Source organism: Xanthomonas sontii, from assembly GCF_040529055.1.
Taxonomy (GTDB): Bacteria; Pseudomonadota; Gammaproteobacteria; order Xanthomonadales; family Xanthomonadaceae; genus Xanthomonas_A; species Xanthomonas_A sontii.
Genome location: NZ_CP132342.1, coordinates 1,942,598 through 1,959,866 on the forward strand (window position 1 = coordinate 1,942,598; position 17,269 = coordinate 1,959,866).

The following is a 17,269-nucleotide window of genomic DNA, read 5'->3' on the forward strand; positions in this document are numbered from 1 at the left end:
CCGGGCGCCGGACGTGCAGATGGCGCGGCATCCCGACGCTTGCGCGTCTCCCAGTCACGACGCGCAGCACCCGTAGGAGTCAACTGTCATGCACCTGCGATGACAGGAGGAGCGTACGGGGCCTGATCGCGCGCGATGGCATTGAGCCAGCGCAGGAACTTGTGCATGCAGGCGACGATGGCGACCTTGGCCGGCTTGCCCGCTGCGCGCAGACGTGCGTAGGTGTTGGCCAAGGGGGATTTGGCGCGGATGCTGGCCCAGGTGGCCATGTACAGCACGCGCCGCACGTCGGCACGTCCACCTTTGATGCGGCGCTGGCCTTTCCAGCAACCGCTGTCGTGATTGAACGGGGCCAGCCCGACCAAGGCAGCGAGCTTGCGTGGCGGCAGCGTGCCCAGCTCTGGCAGCCGCGCGGCCAGAACCGCGCGCAGGATCGTCCCGAGCCCAGGCACCTTGGGTAGGCTCGAGCAGGTCTTGCCCTGCTGCTCGATCTCCTGCGTCAACGTCTGGATCTGCTGGTTCAGCAGGGCGATCACCTCTCGGCAGCGGTGTTGCGCCTTGGCGCTGGTAATGTGTTCCAAGCGCCGCCGATGGGCATCGCGCTGGCCCACCAGGGTGGCACGCAGGTCCAGCAGTTCGCGAAGAGACTGCTGGTGCCCGGGCACCACGGGCGTGGGGGTGGTCGGGATGTGCTGGGCGGCGATGGCCAGCAGGCGCGCGTCCAGGGCATCGGTCTTGGCATGCAGGCCCAAGGCCTGGGCGAGCTTGCGCGGACGATCGGCGGCCATCCGCACTGCCGGCAGGTCCGCCTCTCGGAGCACCTGCAGCACGGCATGTTCGTAGCCGCCACTGGCTTCCAGCACGATCCGCTCGCAGTCCATCCCAGCCAGACGTTGGGCCAGCGCACGCTGCCCCTGTGGCGTATTGGGCTGGGTCCAGGCCTGCTCGTCCGGCAGGACATGAATGACCAGCTCAGCCTTGGATACATCGATCCCGACATGGCGCCGCATAGACGTTCTCCGCAGTAGACTCATGGACGAGAGCGCTCCTGCCGATGCCCATGCTTGTGGAGTTCGAGCTCGTCACTCGGGCAACTGTTCGGGCTTGTCAGGCAGGAGAACCGGAGTGCGGCGGCGCTGACTCCTACTCGTGCTTGCTGGCACTGCGGCTAAACGGCCTGCCGCACTCCGCTCTCACCTACAACGATAGACCCTTATTTGACACAAGCGGCTTCAGCCGCGACGGGCTTTACCGGAAATGCGCATCGCGGCTGAAGCCGCTCCCACGACGGTAAGGACATGTCCCGCGGTGCCGCGGCGCAGCGAGTGATCGGCCGTGGGCGCGCATGCCGCTTGCCATCAGGCCGGGCTTGGTAAAAGAAGGTGCCAGCGAACGGGCTTGCTCAGAGCCCCACGACATGAGCTCCCTTGGGGATGGTCTCTTGGGGAGTAGAACCACAGGGTGTCGAGGCTGGCCCGTTCATTCTCGGCGTCGGCTCCCGACTTGCCTATCGGGGACTTTCCTCAGCGGATGTGGGGGATTCCCTACTTGACGGCGCCGCGCCACGATTGCCCCGGATCGGTCCCACGGCCTGCCTGCCACGGCCAACGGCCGCACCTGCGCAGGTTTGCGTGCGCCGGGGGATCGGCGACAATCCGGCCATGAGCAAGATCCATATTCTCGGCATCGCCGGTACGTTCATGGGCGGTGTCGCCGCGCTGGCGCGCGAACTCGGCCATGCGGTCGAGGGCAGCGACCAGGCGATCTACCCGCCGATGTCCACACAGCTGGAACACCTGGGCATCGCGCTGAAGCAGGGCTACCTGCCCGAGCACATCGCCGCGGACTGCGACCAGGTGATCGTCGGCAACGCGCTGTCGCGCGGCAACGCGGCGGTGGAGGCGGTGCTCGACGCCGGGCGCGCCTACACCTCGGGTGCGCAATGGTTGAGCGAACAGGTGCTGCCGGGGCGCGACACCCTGGCCGTGGCCGGCACCCACGGCAAGACCACCACCACCAGCATCCTGACCTGGCTGCTGCAGGCCGCCGGGCGCGAGCCGGGCTTTCTGATCGGCGGAGTGGCCGAGGACTTCGGCGTGTCCGCGCGGCTGGGGCGTGCGGCTGCCGAACCCGCATCCGGCGCTGCGCGCCACCTTCTCCCGGAGGGAGAAGGACATCAGGGGCCGGCCCTGGCGGGCCGCCCGCTGTTTGTGGTCGAGGCCGACGAGTACGACACCGCGTTCTTCGACAAGCGCAGCAAGTTCGTGCACTACCGGCCGCTGGTGGCGATCCTCAACAACCTCGAATACGACCACGCCGACATCTTCCCCGACGTCGCCGCGATCCAGCGCCAGTTCCACCATCTGGTGCGGACCGTGCCGCGCCGCGGGCGGCTGATCGTCAATGGCGAGGACGCGCACCTGCGCGAGGTGCTGGCGATGGGCTGCTGGACCCCGGTGGAGCGCTTCGGCTTCGATCCCGGCTTCGACTGGAGCGCGCGCCTGATCGCCGCCGATGGCAGCCGCTTCGCGGTGCTGCACCAGGGTCGCGAACTGGGCGAGGTGGACTGGCCGCTGCTCGGTCGCCACAACGTGATGAACGCGCTGGCCGCGCTGGCCGCCGCCCATGCGGTGGGCGTGGTGCCGGCGCAGGTGATGCCGGCGCTGGCGCGCTTCCGCAGCGTCAAGCGGCGTCTGGAAGTGCTCGGCCAGGCGCAGGGCATCACCGTGTACGACGACTTCGCCCATCATCCCACCGCCATCCGCACCACGCTCGAAGGCCTGCGCGCGAAGGTCGGCGCGGCGCGCATCGTGGTGGCGATGGAGCCGCGCAGCAATTCGATGCGGCTGGGCGCGCATGCCGAAGCGCTGGCGCCGTCGCTGGAAGCCGCCGACGCGGTGGTGTTCCTGCAGCGGCCGGAGTTGGCCTGGGATGCGGGCAAGGTGATCGCCGCGGTGCGCGGCGAGGCCTGCGCGGTGCCCGACGTGGACGCCCTGCTGGCCGCGCTGCAGGCGCAGGCGCGCGCCGGCGACCATGTGGTGTTCATGTCCAACGGCGGCTTCGACGGCGCACCGCGCCGCTTCCTGGCCGCGCTGCAATGAGGTTCGCCGTGCACGGCGGAGCCGGCGCGTGAGCGCGCAGCGGAGCACGCTGCCGCTGTTCCCGCTGCACGCGGTGTTGCTGCCCAGCGCCTCGATCAAGCTGCGGGTGTTCGAGCGCCGCTACCTGGACCTGGTCCGCGAATGCGGGCGAACCGACAGCGGCTTCGGCGTCTGCCTGATCCTGGACGGCAGCGAGACCGGCGCCCCGGCGGTGCCGGCGGCGTTCGGCACCGAGGCGCGCATCGTCGATTTCGATGTCGGCGCCGATGGCGTGCTGGTGCTGAGCCTGCGCGGCGCGCGTCGCTTCCATGTGCTGCGCAGCCGGGTCCGCGACAACGGCCTGGTGGTCGGCGACGTGGAATGGCGCGAGGCCGATGGCGACGACGAACTGCGTCCGCAGCACGCGCTGTTGGCGACGGTACTCGACAGCATCCTCGACCAGGCCGCCGCGGTGTATCCGCTGGCCGGTCCGCGCCAGCTCGACCAGGCCGCCTGGGTCGGCTGGCGCATGGCCGAACTGCTGCCGCTGGACGAGCGCCAGCGCCTGTCGCTGCTGCAGGAAGACGACCCGCACGCGCGGCTGGACCAGTTGCTGGCCTGGATTCCCTGAGCGAGGCAGGCGAGGGCGGTGTCGCCGTCCTGGCCTGACGTGGAGCGCGGCGGCCAATATCCGTGCGGCGCTGCGCCATCATCGCCACGATCGCCGCGCGTTGTTCTCGATGGGTCATGCCACAGGCGGGCCACGTGCGCGCCGCAGCCGGCATTCAGCGCGCCGCTAGCAGGCGCGGGCCACGCTTGGCAGCGATCGGCGGCCGCGCCCGGCCGCCGGCAACGGCATCCCGCCCTGGCGGCCTGACGTCCTATCCACGCACGATCGAGGACTTCGTATGAGGCGTTCCTTCCTGCTGTTGTTGCTGTCCGCCGGCGGCGGCCTGAGCCTGCCCGCCATCGCCGCCGAGACGTCCCCCGCGCCCGCTGCCGCAGCGGGCCAGGCCGACTGCCCGCGCGGTTCCATCGCTCTGGTCAACGGCAATGCCGATCAGGTGTCGCCCAAGACCTGCCTGGCGCCGTCGATGAAGCCGTTCGCGCTGCAGCGTGGCCAACTCTTCGCCATCACCCTGTCCGAGAACGGTTCGACCGGCAGCGCCTGGGCCTTGCGCAGCTTGCCCGCGCCGCTGGCGCTGCTCGACATCGAGCATGCACCCGGCACGGCCTGCGCCACCGGTCGCATGGGTTGCCCCAGCACTGTCACCTACACCTTCAAGGCCACCGATCACGGTGCCGGCACGATCGATCTCATCTACTCCCGTCACTGGGAAGATCGCGCCACCGACTCGCGTTCGATCCGGGTCGAGGTGAAGTAGCCGCCATCGCCCGCCGCCGGCGCCTGCAGAGCGGCGCAGCGCCGGTGTGGCACCGATCGGTTCGAGAGGGGGTGAGGCGTACCGCCGCCGCCGCTCAGGGCGACGGCGGCGCTTCGCCTTCGCTGCGCACCAGCAGCACCGGGATTTCGCTGCGGCGATGCATGTCCTTGCGCATGGGCAGCGCGTGCAGCGCCTCGGTCACCGCATTGAGCGCCGGATCGGCGCCGCGCAGCGGCCGCCACAACCCGATCAGGTTGAAGTGACGCTCGTAGCGCAGGCTCTGCGCGCTGCCCAGCCACAGCGGCACGTTACCCGGCTGCAGGCGCGCCGGCGCCGGCCACAGGCGCAGCGCGTACAGCTCGTCCGGATTGGGGCCGGGGCGCAGCATCAGCAGCGATTCCACCCGCGTGTCCAGCGTCGCCGGCAGCACCGGCACCTGCGCCGGCGTGGCCTTGTAGTCGAGCAACTGCAGCGCCTGCTGCCAGCCGGCCTGCGGCTGCACGCGCCAGCCGGCCGCTTCGAGCTGGCGCTGCAGCGGCGCCAGCGGCCCGGCCACCTGGATATCCAGCGGCCAGCGCTGGTCGTCGTCGAACTCGTTGCGCCGCGACGGCAGGGTGCGCCAGTCGTGCTGCCACCAGGCCGCGTCCGCCAGTTGCGTGACCTGCGGCGGCGGCGGTTCGAACTTGGCCAGCTTGCGTTCCAGCTGGCGCGGCGCGTACCACAGCGCGGCGATCGCGAAGCCGCCGTAGAACAGCCAGGCCAGCGGCTTCATCCAGAACCCGCGGTTGAAGCGGCGGCGGTAGGCGATGCCCAGCACCAGCAGCCAGAAGATGCCGAACAGCATGCCGCCGACCACGTCGCTGAGCCAGTGCGCGCCCAGGTACAGGCGGGCGAAGCCGATCAGGGTCACCACCGCGCCGGACAGCAGGTACGGCCACACCCGCGAGCGCCCGGGCAACTCGCGTGCGATCAGCACCGCGAAGAAGCCGAAGCTGATGGTGGCCATGGTCACCGCCACCGAGGGGAAGCCGAAACCGCTGCTGGCCGCCGGCGGGCGTACCACGTGCACGGTGGTGCCGAGCAGCTTGGTCAGGGCCAGGCCGAACGCCAGCGCCGCCAGCCAGTGCGCCGCGGCCATCCAGCGTCGGCGCCAGGCCAGGTAGAGCAGGCCCAGCGCGGTCGGCGGCAGCAGCACCTGCCAGTCGCCGAGCGAGGCCAGTGCGGTCATCGGATAGTCGGCCAGCGGGTTGCGCAGGGCCAGCATCAGGTCGTGCACGGCCAGGTCCAGGCGCAGCGGCTCGCCGTGCGCCACCACCACCATCAGCAGCGCGAACCAGCCCCAGCCCAGCGCCAGCAGCATCACCGCCAGCATCGCCAGCGGCACCGATTCGCGGCGCTGCGGGTCGAACACCGCGATCGAGTAGCGGCCCAGCACCGGGTGCCGGCGCGACCAGTCCAGGCCGCGCGCCAGCAGTGCGTCCATGTGCCCGGCCGACCAGCGGTAGCCGTACAGCACGATGGCCCACACCAGGCCCAGCGCCAGCGCCAGCAGGCCCAGCACCAGGAACAGGCGCCCGGCGACCGCGGCCACCGCGTCGTAGGCCTGGCCCAGCAGCCAGCCCGGTCCCAGGAACAGCAGCGACCAGGTCACCGCGGCCACGCTGCTGGGCAGCAGATAGCGCCGCAGCGGCATCTTCATCATGCCCGCCACCGCCGGCACGAACGGACGGATGGCGCCGACGTAGCGCGCCACCAGGATGCTCTTGAAGGCGTTGCGGCGGAACATCGCCTCGCCGCGGTCGAGCAACTGCGGATAGCGCTTGAACGGCCAGTAGTTGCGCAGCTGATGGCCCCAGCGATAGCCGACCCAGTAGCTGAGCGCATCGCCGATCAGCGCGCCGAGCGCGGCGCTGACCACCGCGTACGGGCCGGAGATCTGGCCCAGGCCGATCAGCACGCCGATCGCGAACAGCAGCGGCAGCGCCGGCACCAGGGTGCCGAGGATGATGACCGCATCGCAGAACGCGATGGCGAAGATGACCGCGCCGGCCAGGATGGGGTGTGCTGCGATCCACTCCAGCGTGGCATCGGTCCATGAGGCATTCATCGGGCAAGTATAGAGGGAGCACGATGACGGTCCGTTAGCGCCGGGGTGCCGTGTCGGGCGACCGGCCTTGCGCAACCGGGCCGCCCGGCAGACCTGGTCTGCCGTCGGGCGCGTCGTTGTCGCCGTCCCGTGCCGGGGATGGCAGCGCCGCCGCGCCGAAGCCGGTGCGTGACGTCGTCGCTTCGCAGGGCGGCGGCGTCACGCACGCGCGGCGTGCGGTGGCGCCTGGCACGACGCCCAGGTGACCAGCACCGGACCAGGTGCCTGCCTGGAGCTGGCGGGCGACCGCGCAGACCCGTTAAACCGCGTCGCACGCTCTACACTGGCCGGATGCCTGCCCCCGCTTCCCGCACCGTCCAGATCCTCAAGGCCGACAGCTTCGGCCGCATCCTGCTGCTGGGCGAGGGCGAGGCGCGCTTCGTCCGCCGCGACCTCACCGCCTCGCCGTGGTGGCTGCGGCTGCCCGCGTGGTGGCTGGCGCGGCGCGAGGCGCTCGCCTTGCGACAGCTGAACGGCATGGCGGCGACGCCGCAGCTGCGCGGCTGGGACGGCACCTTCCTGGATCGCAGTTATCTGGACGGCGCGGCGATGTACCAGCGGCCGCCGCGCGGCGACCTGGCCTATTTCCGCGCTGCGCGGCGCCTGCTGCAGCAAGTGCACCGGCGCGGGGTGGCGCACAACGACCTGGCCAAGGAAGCGAACTGGCTGGTACTGGAAGACGGCAGCCCGGCGCTGATCGATTTCCAGCTGGCCGTGCGCGGCGCGCCGCGTTCGCGCTGGATGCGCCTGCTGGCGCGCGAAGACCTGCGCCATCTGCTCAAGCACAAGCGCATGTACTGCGCGCACGCGCTGACCCCGGTCGAGCGGCGCCTGCTCAAGCGCCATTCCTGGGTGCGCGAACTGTGGTTCGCCAGCGGCAAGCCGGTGTACCGCTTCGTCACCCGGCGCCTGCTCAAGTGGGAAGACAACGAGGGACAGGGGCCGAAGCCCTGAAAGGCCGGGAGTGGGGAATGGAGAATGGGAAATGGAAAAAGCGGACCGCGCGCGCGTCTGGTCTCATGGGCACGCAGCGAGAAGGCGCTAAGCTTTTCCCATTCCCGGTTCCCCATTCTCCATTCCCACTCCAATGACCCTCAAAGGTAAAACGCTTCTAATCACCGGCGCCTCGCGCGGCATCGGGCTGGCGATCGCGCTGCGGGCGGCGCGCGATGGCGCCAATGTGGCGATCGCAGCGAAGTCGGCGGTGCCCAATCCCAAGCTGCCCGGCACCATCCACACCGCCGCGGAGGCGGTGGAGGCGGCCGGTGGGCGCGCGCTGGCGCTGAAGTGCGACATCCGCGAGGAGGAGCAGGTGCGTGCGGCGGTGGCGGCGACGGTGGAGGCGTTCGGCGGCATCGACATCCTGGTCAACAACGCCAGCGCGATCTGGCTGCGCGGTGCGCTGGACACGCCGATGAAGCGCTTCGACCTGATGCAGCAGGTCAATGCGCGCGGCAGCTTCCTGTGCGCGCAGGCCTGCCTGCCGCACCTGCTGCGCAGCGCCAACCCGCACATCCTGACCCTGGCGCCGCCGCCGTCGCTGGACCCGAAGTGGTGGGCGCCGCATACCGGCTACACGCTGGCGAAGATGGGCATGAGCTTTGTCACCCTCGGCCTGGCCGGCGAGTTCGGCCCGCAGGGCGTTGCCGTCAATGCGCTGTGGCCGCGCACGTTGATCGCCACCGAGGCGCTGAACATGATTCCCGGCGTCGACGCCGGCAACGGCCGTCGCCCGGAGATCATGGCCGACGCCGCGCACGCCGTGCTGACCCGGCCGGCGGCCGGCTTCTACGGCCAGTTCCTGATCGACGACGCGGTGCTGGCCGAGGCCGGCGTGCACGACCTGTCCGGTTACGCGCTGGATCCGTCGCAGCCGCTGCTGCCGGACCTGTTCCTGGACTGAGACCCGGCGTGGCCGTGCGTGCCGGGTGTGCCGCGGCCGCGCGTTGCGGGCGTTGCGAGGCCGCGATCGCAACGCGCCGGCTACGCGCGGCGACGCGTTGCACAAACGCTCTGTTCCATCCGATCGCGTTCGCTGCCGCGATGACCACGCGTGGCGCGGCTATGCTGCCGGGGTCTTCACGCCACCGCCGCCCATGCCCGCTCCAGTCGCCGTCGCCCTGCCGCGCCTTCCCGAGTCCCGCCACGCCATCCATGCCGATCTCAGCGACAACGAGCGGCACATGCTCGACCGCCTGCGCCTGGCCGGCACCGCCACCCGCGCCGATCTCAGCCGCAGCACCGGGCTGACCGTGCAGTCGGCGGTGCGCCTGGTCGATGCGCTGGCCGAGCGCGGCCTGGTCGCGATCGGCGCCTCGCTGGCGCATGCCGGCCGCGGCAAGCCGGGCGCGGGCATCGCGCTCAATCCCGGCTACGGCCATACCGTCGGCTACGCGATCGCCACCGATGCGCTGTCGCTGGCACTGCTGGATTTCAGCGGACAGATCCGCGGCACCGCCGAACATGCGCTGCGCTCGACCGAGCCGGCCGCGCTGCTGGCGCAACTGCGCGAGGCCGACGCGGCGCTGACCGCGGCCGCTGGCACCGGGCTCGGCCCGCGCCTGGGCGCGGGGGTGGCGATGACCGGCTTCTTCGTCGAGGACGGCGTGCACATGAATCCGCCCGAGCCGCTGCGCGCGCTGGGCGAGCTGTCGATCGGCGACTGGCTGGCCGAGGCGCTGGGCCTGCCGGTGTGGGTGGACAACGACGGCACGGTGGCGGCGGCGGGCGAGAGCCTGCTCGGCATCGGCCGCCAATACCGCGACTTCGCCTATCTGCACTTCAATTACGGCCTGGGCGGTGGCGTGGTGATCGACGGCACCTGCCTGCGCGGCGCGCACGGCAACGCCGGCGAGTTCGCCGGCATGCTGCCGCAGCAGGGGCTGGAGCGCGGCACGCTGGAGCTGTTGCGGCAACTGCTGGCCGAAGACGGCATCGCGCTGCCCGACATCCGCGCGCTGCTGGCCGCCTACGATCCGGCGTGGCCGGCGATCGAGCGCTGGATCGCGCGGGTGGCGCCGGGCCTGTCGCTGATCGTGTCGGCGATCGTGGCGATCTTCGATCCGCAGGCGGTGGTGTTCGGCGGGCGCATGCCGCGCGAGCTGGCGACGCGGCTGATTCCGCACGTGCGCATCGACAACCAGCCGCGCCGCGGCCAGGCGCGGCCGTTGCCGCGGCTGCTGCCGGCCGCCGCCACCGCCGATGCCAGCGCGGTGGGCGCGGCGGCGCTGCCGTTGAAGGCCTGCTATTTCCGCTGAACCGGTCCCGCCGCGGCGTCGCCATGCCTGCACGCCGCCGGCGCTACCCTATGCGCCCTTTCCGCGCGCCATCGCGGTACGGCACGCGTCCCATCCCCCACCCTCGGAGTTGTCACGATGAAATACCTGCACGCCATGATCCGCGTCCACGACCTGGAGAAGACCAGCACGTTCTTCACCGAAGGCCTGGGCTTGCACGAAACCCGCCGCATCGAGAACGAAGCCGGCAAGTTCACCCTGGTGTATTTCGGCGCGCCGGAGAACCCGGAAGCCGAGGTCGAACTGACCTACAACTGGGGCTCGGACGAGGACTACGGCAGCGCCCGCAACTTCGGCCACCTGGCCTTCGAGGTCGACGACATCTACGCCCTCTGCGCGCACCTGCAGTCGCTCGGCGTGACCATCAACCGTCCGCCGCGCGACGGGCGCATGGCCTTCGTGCGCAGCCCGGACCTGATCTCGATCGAGCTGCTGCAGAAGGGCGAGGCGCTGGCGCCGGCCGAGCCGTGGGCGTCGATGCCGAACACGGGCGTCTGGTAAGGGCTCAGGGCACCGTCTCGGGCAACGCCTGGCCGCAGCCCCGGCAATAGCCGGCGTTGCGGTCGTGGCCGTGCAGGCCGCAGTGCGCGCAGGTGCGTCGATCCGGCGCGCGGCTGCGGTCGGCATCGCGCAGGCTGTTGGCCAGTTCGGCGGTGTAGATGCCGGTGGGCACGGCGATGATGCTGTAGCCGATCAGGATCAGCACCGAGGTGATGGCGCGGCCCAGCGGGGTGAGCGGGGCGATGTCGCCGAAGCCGACCGTGGCCATCGTCACCACCGCCCAGTACATCGCGGTGGGGATGCTGGTGAAGCCGTTGGCCGGGCCTTCGACCACGTACATCAGCGCGCCGAAGATCACCACCAGGGTGATCACCGTGAACAGGAACACGAACACCTTGCGCCGGCTGCGCCACAACGCATCGACCAGCAGGCTGCTTTCCTCGACATAGCGGGTCAGCTTGAGGATGCGGAACAGCCGCAGCACCCGCAGCACGCGCACCACCAGCAGGGTCTGCGCACCGGGCAGCAGAAACGAGATGTAGGTGGGCAGGATCGACAACAGGTCGATCACGCCCCAGAAGCTCAGCGCATAGCGCAGCGGCCGCTGTACCGTGGCCAGGCGCAAGGCGTACTCGGCGGTGAACAGCACGGTGAAGCCCCACTCCAGCACGTACAGCGCGCCGGCGTAACGGCTGTGCAGCGCCGGCACGCTGTCGACCAGGATCACCGCGACGCTGGCCAGGATCGCCGCGACCAGCAACAGGTCGAAGTTGCGCGAAGGCGTGGTGTCGTGCCGATAGATGATGTCGAACCAGCGGCGCCGCCAGCCGTGCTCGGTCGCCGGGGCGAGCGGGGAATCGAGGAAAAATCGCATGCGCCCATGCTACCCGAGCCGCCTTGCGGTCGCGGGCGCGCGCGCCGCGGCAGGCGGCGTCCTGATCGGATGCGACGCGGCTGCTGGAGAGCCCCCTGTGGGAGGGGCTTCCGCCCCGACGCCGTCGCGCTGACGCGTCGGGACTGAAGTCCCTCCCGCATGTCGAGCAACGGCGTGGTGGGGTTGCTGCGGCACGCGCGCGGGCGGCGGCGGTGTGGCACAGCAGCCTGCCGCCCCGTCGGTCCAGGCGGCGGCCGGCAGTCCCCGGCCGAGCGCTGCCGGCGGTCTTATAATCGGCGCTTTCCCCGCAGGACTGCCTCGATGACCGCTTCTTCCGCCGCGGAGCTGATCGCCCTCGGCCAACGCTACGCGCTGCCGATCTACCGTCCGCGCCAACTGGTGCTGGAGCGCGGCCAGGGCGCGCGGGTGTGGGACAGCGAGGGGCGCGACTACATCGACCTGTCCGCCGGCATCGCCGTGTGCGGGCTCGGCCACAACGATCCTGACCTGCAGGCGGCGCTGCTCGAACAGGCCGGCAAGTTGTGGCACACCAGCAACGTGTTCTACAGCGAGCCGCCGCTGCGCCTGGTCGAGGAACTGGTGGTGGCCTCGCGCTTCGCGGAGAAGGCGTACCTGTGCAATTCCGGCGCCGAGGCCAACGAGGCGGCGATCAAGCTGGTGCGCAAGTGGGCCAGCGCCCAGGGCCGTCCGCCGCAGCGGCGGGTGATCGTCACCTTCCGCGGCAGTTTCCACGGCCGCACCCTGGCCGCGGTGACCGCCACCGCGCAGCCCAAGTACCAGGAGGGCTACGAGCCGCTGCCCGGCGGTTTCCGCTACGTCGACTTCAACGACATCGTGCAGCTGGAAACGGCGATGGCCGCTGGCGACGTGGCCGCGGTGATGCTGGAGCCGGTGCAGGGCGAGGGCGGGGTGATGCCGGCGGCGCCGGGCTTCCTGGCGCAGGTGCGGGCGCTGTGCGACCACCACGGCGCGCTGCTGGTGCTGGACGAGATCCAGTGCGGCATGGGCCGCACCGGCACCCTGTTCGCGCACTGGCAGGACCAGGTCGTCCCCGACATCGTGACCCTGGCCAAGGCGCTGGGCGGCGGCTTCCCGATCGGCGCGCTGCTGGCCGGGCCGAAGGTGGCCGAGACCATGCAGTTCGGTGCGCACGGCACCACCTTCGGCGGCAACCCGCTGGCCGCGGCGGTGGCGCGGGTGGCGCTGCGCAAGCTGGCCTCGACGGCGATCGCCGCCAACGTGTCGCGGCAATCGGCGGCGCTGCGCGCCGGCCTGGCGGCGCTCAACGACGAGTTCGCGTTGTTCTCGCAGGTTCGCGGCCGCGGGCTGATGCTGGGTGCGGTGCTGGCGCCGGCGCATGCCGGACAGGCCGGCGCCATCCTCGACCACGCCGCCGCGCATGGTTTGCTGACCCTGCAGGCGGGCCCGGACGTGCTGCGCTTCGTGCCCGCGCTCAACCTCACCGATGCCGAACTGGGCGAAGGCCTGGCGCGCTTGCGCAGCGCGCTGCGCGCCTACCTCGCCGCGCGCTGAGCCGGCGCTCAGCCCAGGCCGTGCCGCGCCAGCGCGCGGCGCAGGGCGCGCGCGCCGCTGGCGGTTTCCGCGGCCATGCCGATCGCGCGGGCGCCGCGCACGTTGACGAACAGGTCGTCGATGAACAGCGCCTGCCGCGGGGCGACATCGAAGTGCGCCAGCGCGTGCCGATACACCGTCGCCTCCGGCTTGCGCACGCCCAGGCGGCCGCTGCACAGCACGCGCCCGTGCAGCAGCGGAAACAGCGCGGGCACGATCTGCGGCATCGCCTGCGCCATCAGCGCACCGTTGTTGGTCAGCACGCCGATGGCCACGTGCTCGGCCAGTGCCAGCACCTGCGCGACCACGCCGGCGTCGGCGCGGCTGGCCGCCACCCGCGCGGCGATCCACGCATCCGCGTCCACGGCGGCGCCCAGGCCCGCGCTCAATCGCTGCAGGTAGGCGGCGGTGTCGAGTTCGCCGCCGTCGTAGGCGGTCTCCAGTCCGGAACCGAACAGGACCTCGCGCACCTGTGCGGCCTCGCAGCGGCAGTGCGCGGCCAGCGCGGCGATGCGGTCGGCACGCGTGTAGCGCGCCAGCACGCCGTCGAAATCGAGCAGCAGCAGCGCCGGCCGCGCGCGGGTCATTGCGCACATGAGGAGGACTGGGTGAGTGGCGGCTGGCGTGGCGCGGGAGCAGCGAAGCTCACGCCGCTCTGCGGGGTCGCCGCCGCGTGCCGATGATGCAATGCGCCATCGCTTGTCGTTGACAAGCCATCGCGGGCCGGCGGACAGTCGGGGCACGCCGCCACGCGCGCGACCTGCCGTGGCGCAGTGTTGTCTTTCTTGCCGAGGAACCCGCCTTGAACACCAAGTTTCCATCCCTGCTGCTCGTCCTTGCCGGCCTCGCGTTCGCACCTGCCGCCTGGGCCAAGACCTGCGCGGTGACCATCACCGGGACCGACCAGATGTCCTACGACCAGACACAGATCAAGGTCGCGGCCGATTGCACCGAGGTGGCGGTGACGCTCAAGCACAGCGGCAAGCTCGCCGCCGCGGTGATGGGCCACAACTGGGTGCTGACCAAGACCCCGGATTTCCAGGCGGTGGCCAATGCCGGCACCAGTTCCAGCCTGGCCGACAACTACCTGCCCAAGAACGATCCGCGGATCATCGCCCACACCAAGGTGATCGGCGCCGGGCAGTCGGACACGGTCAAGTTCTCCACCGCCAAGCTGAGCAAGGGTGGGGACTACACCTTCTTCTGCTCGTTCCCGGGACACTGGGCGGTGATGAAGGGCAAGTTCGTATTCGGCTGATCCAGCGCAGCGGCGCGGCGCCGGCCATCGGCGCCGCGCGTTGTCGTCATGCCAGGGTCGTGGCGCCGGCATCTCAGCCGGCGGCGACCACCGCGAACGCTTCACGCGCCGCGGCCAGGGTGGCCTCCAGCACGTCCTGGTCGTGCGCACTGGAGACGAAGCCGGCCTCGTAGGCCGACGGTGCCAGGAACACACCGCGCTCCAGCATCGCGTGGAAGAAGCGGTTGAACGCGGCGGTGTCGCAGGCGGTGGCCTGCGCATAGGTCTCCACCTTGTCGGTGGTGAAGAACAGCCCGAACATCGCCCCGACCTGGTTGGTGGTGACCGCCACGCCGGCCGCCGCCGCAGCGGCTTCCAGGCCGGCGCATAGCTGCGCGGTGGCCGCGTCCAGGCGCTGGTGGAAGCCCGGTTCCTGGATCAGTTCCAGCATCGCCAACCCGGCGGCCATCGCCACCGGATTGCCGCTGAGCGTGCCGGCCTGGTAGATCGGCCCGGACGGCGCCACCTGCCGCATCAGGTCGGCGCGCCCGCCATAGGCGCCCACCGGCATGCCGCCACCGATGATCTTGCCGAAGGTGGTCAGGTCCGGCGTGACCCCGTAGTGCGCCTGCGCGCCGCCCAGGGCGACGCGGAACCCGGTCATCACCTCGTCGAAGATCAGCAGCGCGCCGTGCTGCGTGCACAGGTCGCGCAGGTGCTGCAGATAGCCCGGACGCGGCGGGATGCAGTTGGCGTTGCCGACCACGGGCTCGATGATGACCGCGGCGATCTCGTGGCCGATCTCCTCGAACAGCGCGGTGGCATCCTCGGCATCGTTGTAGGCCAGGGTGGCGGTAAGTTCGCTCAGGCCGGCCGGCACGCCCGGCGAGGTCGGCACGCCCAGGGTCAGCATGCCGCTGCCGGCCTTGACCAGGAACGAATCGCCGTGGCCGTGGTAGCAGCCTTCGAACTTGACGATGCGGTTGCGCCCGGTGGCGCCGCGCGCCAGCCGCACCGCCGACAGCGTGGCTTCGGTGCCGGAGTTGACCATGCGCACCATCTCGCAGGACGGCACCAGCCGGGTGATGGTCTGCGCCATCGTCACCTCGGCCGGGCACGGCGCGCCGAACGACAGCCCGTCGCCGATCGCGCGCTGCACCGCTTCGCGCACCGCCGGATGATTGTGCCCGGCGATCATCGGCCCCCAGGAACCGACGTAGTCGATGTAGCGGTTGCCGTCGACGTCGTACAGGTACGGCCCATCGGCGCGCTGCACGAAGAACGGCTCGCCGCCGACCGACTTGAAGGCGCGCACCGGCGAATTGACGCCGCCTGGAATCAGCGATTGCGCTTGGGCGAACAGGGCGTGCGAGCGGGAATGGGACATGAGCGTAAATCCTTGGCGATGCTGGCCGGGCCGACCGGCCAGGCGCGGAGCGAGGCCGTCTATTGTCGCGGCTGCCGCCGGTGTGCGCCATGTCGTCGATTCGCCGCGGTCGGCGCCGCGCCGTGGATTTGCTTCAAGCCCCTCTCCCGTCGGGAGAGGGGTTGGGGTGAGGGTCCGGCGCGGAGCGACGCGCGGTGTTTGGGTGCATGAGGCTGCGCTCGTACCCTCATCCGGCCCTGCGGGGCACCTTCCCCCGGCGAGAGAAGGGAGCGGCTGGCCCCTCTCCCTCCGGGAGAGGGGTTGGGGTGAGGGTCCGGCGCGCAGCAACGCGCGATGTTTGGGTGCATGAGGCTTCGCCCGTACCCTCATCCGGCCCTTCGGGCCACCTTCTCCCGGCGGGAGAAGGGAGCGGCTAGCCCCTCTCCCCCCGGGAGAGGGGTTGGGGTGAGGGTCCGGCGCGGAGCGACGCGCGGTGTTTGGGTGCATGAGGCTGCGCCCGTACCCTCATCCACCCCTTCGGGGCACCTTCTCCCGATGGGAGAAGGGAGCGGCTAGCCCCTCTCCCGTCGGGAGAGGGGTTGGGGTGAGGGTCCGGCGCGGAGCGACGCGCGCTGTTTGGGTGCACGAGGCTGCGCCCGTACCCTCATCCGCCCCTTCGGGGCACCTTCTCCCGCAGGGAGAAGGAACAGCGTTAAGCCCCTCTCCCACCGGGAGAGGGGTTGGGGTGAGGGTCCGGCGCGGAGCGACGCGCGGTGTTTGGGTGCATGAGGCTGCGCTCGCACCCTCATCCGCCCCTTCGGGGCACCTTCCCCCGAAAAGGGGGCCATGGTCCCGAGGGGAGAAGGGAAGCGCTCGCGCCTCAGTCGAAACAGGCGCGGTACGCGGCCAGCGCCGCGCGCGGATCGGGCGCATCGAACACACCGCTGATCACCGCCAGCAGATCGGCGCCGGCCGCGACCAGCGGACGCGCGTTGTCCGGCGTGAGGCCGCCGATCGCCACGCGCGGCAGGCCCAGCGCTGCCGCATCGCGCAGCAGGTCGGGCGTGGCGCGGCGCGTGGTGACCTTGCTGCGGGTGGGGAAGAAGGCGCCGAAGGCGACGTAGCTGGCGCCAGCCGCCGCGGCGTTGCGGGCCAGTGCCGGGTCGTCGTAACAGGAGGCGCCGATCAATGCCTGCGGCCCGAGCGCGGCGCGCGCGGCGGCCAGATCGCCGTCGTCCTCGCCCAGGTGCACGCCGGCAGCGCCCACCGCCTGTGCCAGGGCGACGTCGTCGTTGACGATCAGCGGTACCCCGGCTCGCACGCACAGCGCCTGCAGCGCCGCGGCCTGCTCTCGCCGTTGCGCCGCGTCGGCGCGCTTGTTGCGGTATTGCAGCCAGGTCACGCCCTGGTCCAGCAGCGGCGCCACCCGTGCCAGCAGACGCGCGCCGTCGGCCTCGTCGGGGGTGATCAGGTACACGCCGCGCGGCGCCGGGGATGCGTTCATGGCCAAGCCTTCCGATGCGTCGGCGGCGATGGGACAATGCCGTTCCGACTGTGACCTGCGATTATCCAATGAGCGACGCCAGCGCCACCACCTATCGCACCTGGATGTGCGTCGTCTGCGGGTTCATCTACAACGAGGCCGACGGCCTGCCGGAAGAAGGCATCGCCCCCGGCACCCGCTGGGACGACGTGCCCGACACCTGGACCTGCCCGGACTGCGGCGTGACCAAGGACGATTTCGAGATGGTGGAGATGGATTGACGGCTGGGATTGGAGAATGGGGAATCG

16 protein-coding genes are annotated in these 17,269 nt (G+C 71.0%); 10 read left to right on the forward strand and 6 right to left on the reverse strand.

Annotation, left to right across the window (positions count from 1 at the left end):
- Nucleotides 1-86 precede the first annotated feature (86 nt).
- Entirely contained in the window at nt 87-1,010 is a 924-nt protein-coding gene (locus RAB70_RS08215; RefSeq protein ID WP_026143295.1) for an IS110 family transposase, read from the reverse strand.
- A 651-nt stretch (nt 1,011-1,661) separates the two neighbouring features.
- On the opposite strand from RAB70_RS08215, the gene mpl reads away from it, so the two are divergent.
- The 3 genes from mpl (at nt 1,662) to RAB70_RS08230 (ending at nt 4,465) form a co-directional block, all read left to right on the forward strand.
- Nucleotides 1,662-3,101, forward strand: coding sequence for a UDP-N-acetylmuramate:L-alanyl-gamma-D-glutamyl-meso-diaminopimelate ligase (gene mpl, locus RAB70_RS08220; RefSeq protein WP_017917491.1), 1,440 nt, complete (start codon nt 1,662-1,664; stop codon nt 3,099-3,101).
- A gap of 28 nt (nt 3,102-3,129) precedes the next feature.
- Entirely contained in the window at nt 3,130-3,711 is a 582-nt protein-coding gene (locus RAB70_RS08225; protein WP_148829810.1) for an LON peptidase substrate-binding domain-containing protein, read from the forward strand.
- A gap of 277 nt (nt 3,712-3,988) precedes the next feature.
- Entirely contained in the window at nt 3,989-4,465 is a 477-nt protein-coding gene (locus RAB70_RS08230) for a protease inhibitor I42 family protein (protein WP_148829811.1), read from the forward strand.
- A 94-nt stretch (nt 4,466-4,559) separates the two neighbouring features.
- Here the strand turns inward: RAB70_RS08230 and RAB70_RS08235 are convergent, their stop codons facing one another.
- The gene (locus tag RAB70_RS08235) at nt 4,560-6,572 is read right to left on the reverse strand and encodes a bifunctional DedA family/phosphatase PAP2 family protein (RefSeq protein WP_148829812.1); all 2,013 of its coding nucleotides are present in this window, start codon (nt 6,570-6,572) and stop codon (nt 4,560-4,562) included.
- Between the two features lie 330 nt (nt 6,573-6,902).
- Between RAB70_RS08235 and RAB70_RS08240 the strand changes: the two genes are divergently transcribed.
- From RAB70_RS08240 to RAB70_RS08255, 4 genes are all read left to right on the forward strand, one after another.
- The gene (locus RAB70_RS08240; RefSeq protein ID WP_017915663.1) at nt 6,903-7,565 is read left to right on the forward strand and encodes a serine/threonine-protein kinase; all 663 of its coding nucleotides are present in this window, start codon (nt 6,903-6,905) and stop codon (nt 7,563-7,565) included.
- 133 nt (nt 7,566-7,698) lie between these two features.
- Nucleotides 7,699-8,514: an NAD(P)-dependent oxidoreductase gene (locus RAB70_RS08245; protein ID WP_148829813.1), complete on the forward strand. Its 816-nt coding sequence runs from the start codon at nt 7,699-7,701 to the stop codon at nt 8,512-8,514.
- Nucleotides 8,515-8,707: 193 nt separating this feature from the next.
- Nucleotides 8,708-9,868 (forward strand): ROK family transcriptional regulator, encoded by a 1,161-nt coding sequence (locus RAB70_RS08250; RefSeq protein WP_192578983.1) that lies wholly within the window; start codon nt 8,708-8,710, stop codon nt 9,866-9,868.
- Between the two features lie 117 nt (nt 9,869-9,985).
- On the forward strand, nt 9,986-10,408 hold the full coding sequence (locus RAB70_RS08255; protein ID WP_017910492.1) for a VOC family protein: 423 nt from the start codon (nt 9,986-9,988) through the stop codon (nt 10,406-10,408).
- Nucleotides 10,409-10,412: 4 nt separating this feature from the next.
- Here RAB70_RS08255 and RAB70_RS08260 read toward each other — a convergent pair whose 3' ends face one another.
- Nucleotides 10,413-11,282 (reverse strand): ion transporter, encoded by an 870-nt coding sequence (locus RAB70_RS08260; RefSeq protein ID WP_017913432.1) that lies wholly within the window; start codon nt 11,280-11,282, stop codon nt 10,413-10,415.
- A gap of 321 nt (nt 11,283-11,603) precedes the next feature.
- Between RAB70_RS08260 and RAB70_RS08265 the strand changes: the two genes are divergently transcribed.
- Complete coding sequence (locus RAB70_RS08265) at nt 11,604-12,836, forward strand: acetylornithine transaminase (protein ID WP_148829814.1); 1,233 nt, start codon at nt 11,604-11,606, stop codon at nt 12,834-12,836.
- An 8-nt stretch (nt 12,837-12,844) separates the two neighbouring features.
- Here RAB70_RS08265 and RAB70_RS08270 read toward each other — a convergent pair whose 3' ends face one another.
- Nucleotides 12,845-13,462, reverse strand: coding sequence for an HAD-IA family hydrolase (locus RAB70_RS08270; protein ID WP_148829815.1), 618 nt, complete (start codon nt 13,460-13,462; stop codon nt 12,845-12,847).
- A gap of 320 nt (nt 13,463-13,782) precedes the next feature.
- Here RAB70_RS08270 and azu point away from each other — a divergent pair, with 320 nt between their 5' ends.
- Nucleotides 13,783-14,133: an azurin gene (gene azu / locus RAB70_RS08275; RefSeq protein WP_230979342.1), complete on the forward strand. Its 351-nt coding sequence runs from the start codon at nt 13,783-13,785 to the stop codon at nt 14,131-14,133.
- A gap of 73 nt (nt 14,134-14,206) precedes the next feature.
- On the opposite strand, the gene hemL is transcribed toward azu, so the two are convergent.
- Both hemL and thiE read right to left on the reverse strand, forming a co-directional pair.
- Entirely contained in the window at nt 14,207-15,499 is a 1,293-nt protein-coding gene (gene hemL / locus RAB70_RS08280) for a glutamate-1-semialdehyde 2,1-aminomutase (RefSeq protein ID WP_148829816.1), read from the reverse strand.
- A gap of 859 nt (nt 15,500-16,358) precedes the next feature.
- A complete protein-coding gene (gene thiE, locus RAB70_RS08285; RefSeq protein WP_148829623.1) occupies nt 16,359-16,982 on the reverse strand; it encodes a thiamine phosphate synthase in 624 nt (207 codons plus the stop codon).
- Nucleotides 16,983-16,996: 14 nt separating this feature from the next.
- Between thiE and RAB70_RS08290 the strand changes: the two genes are divergently transcribed.
- Nucleotides 16,997-17,242: a rubredoxin gene (locus RAB70_RS08290; RefSeq protein WP_223875626.1), complete on the forward strand. Its 246-nt coding sequence runs from the start codon at nt 16,997-16,999 to the stop codon at nt 17,240-17,242.
- Nucleotides 17,243-17,269: the final 27 nt, after the last annotated feature.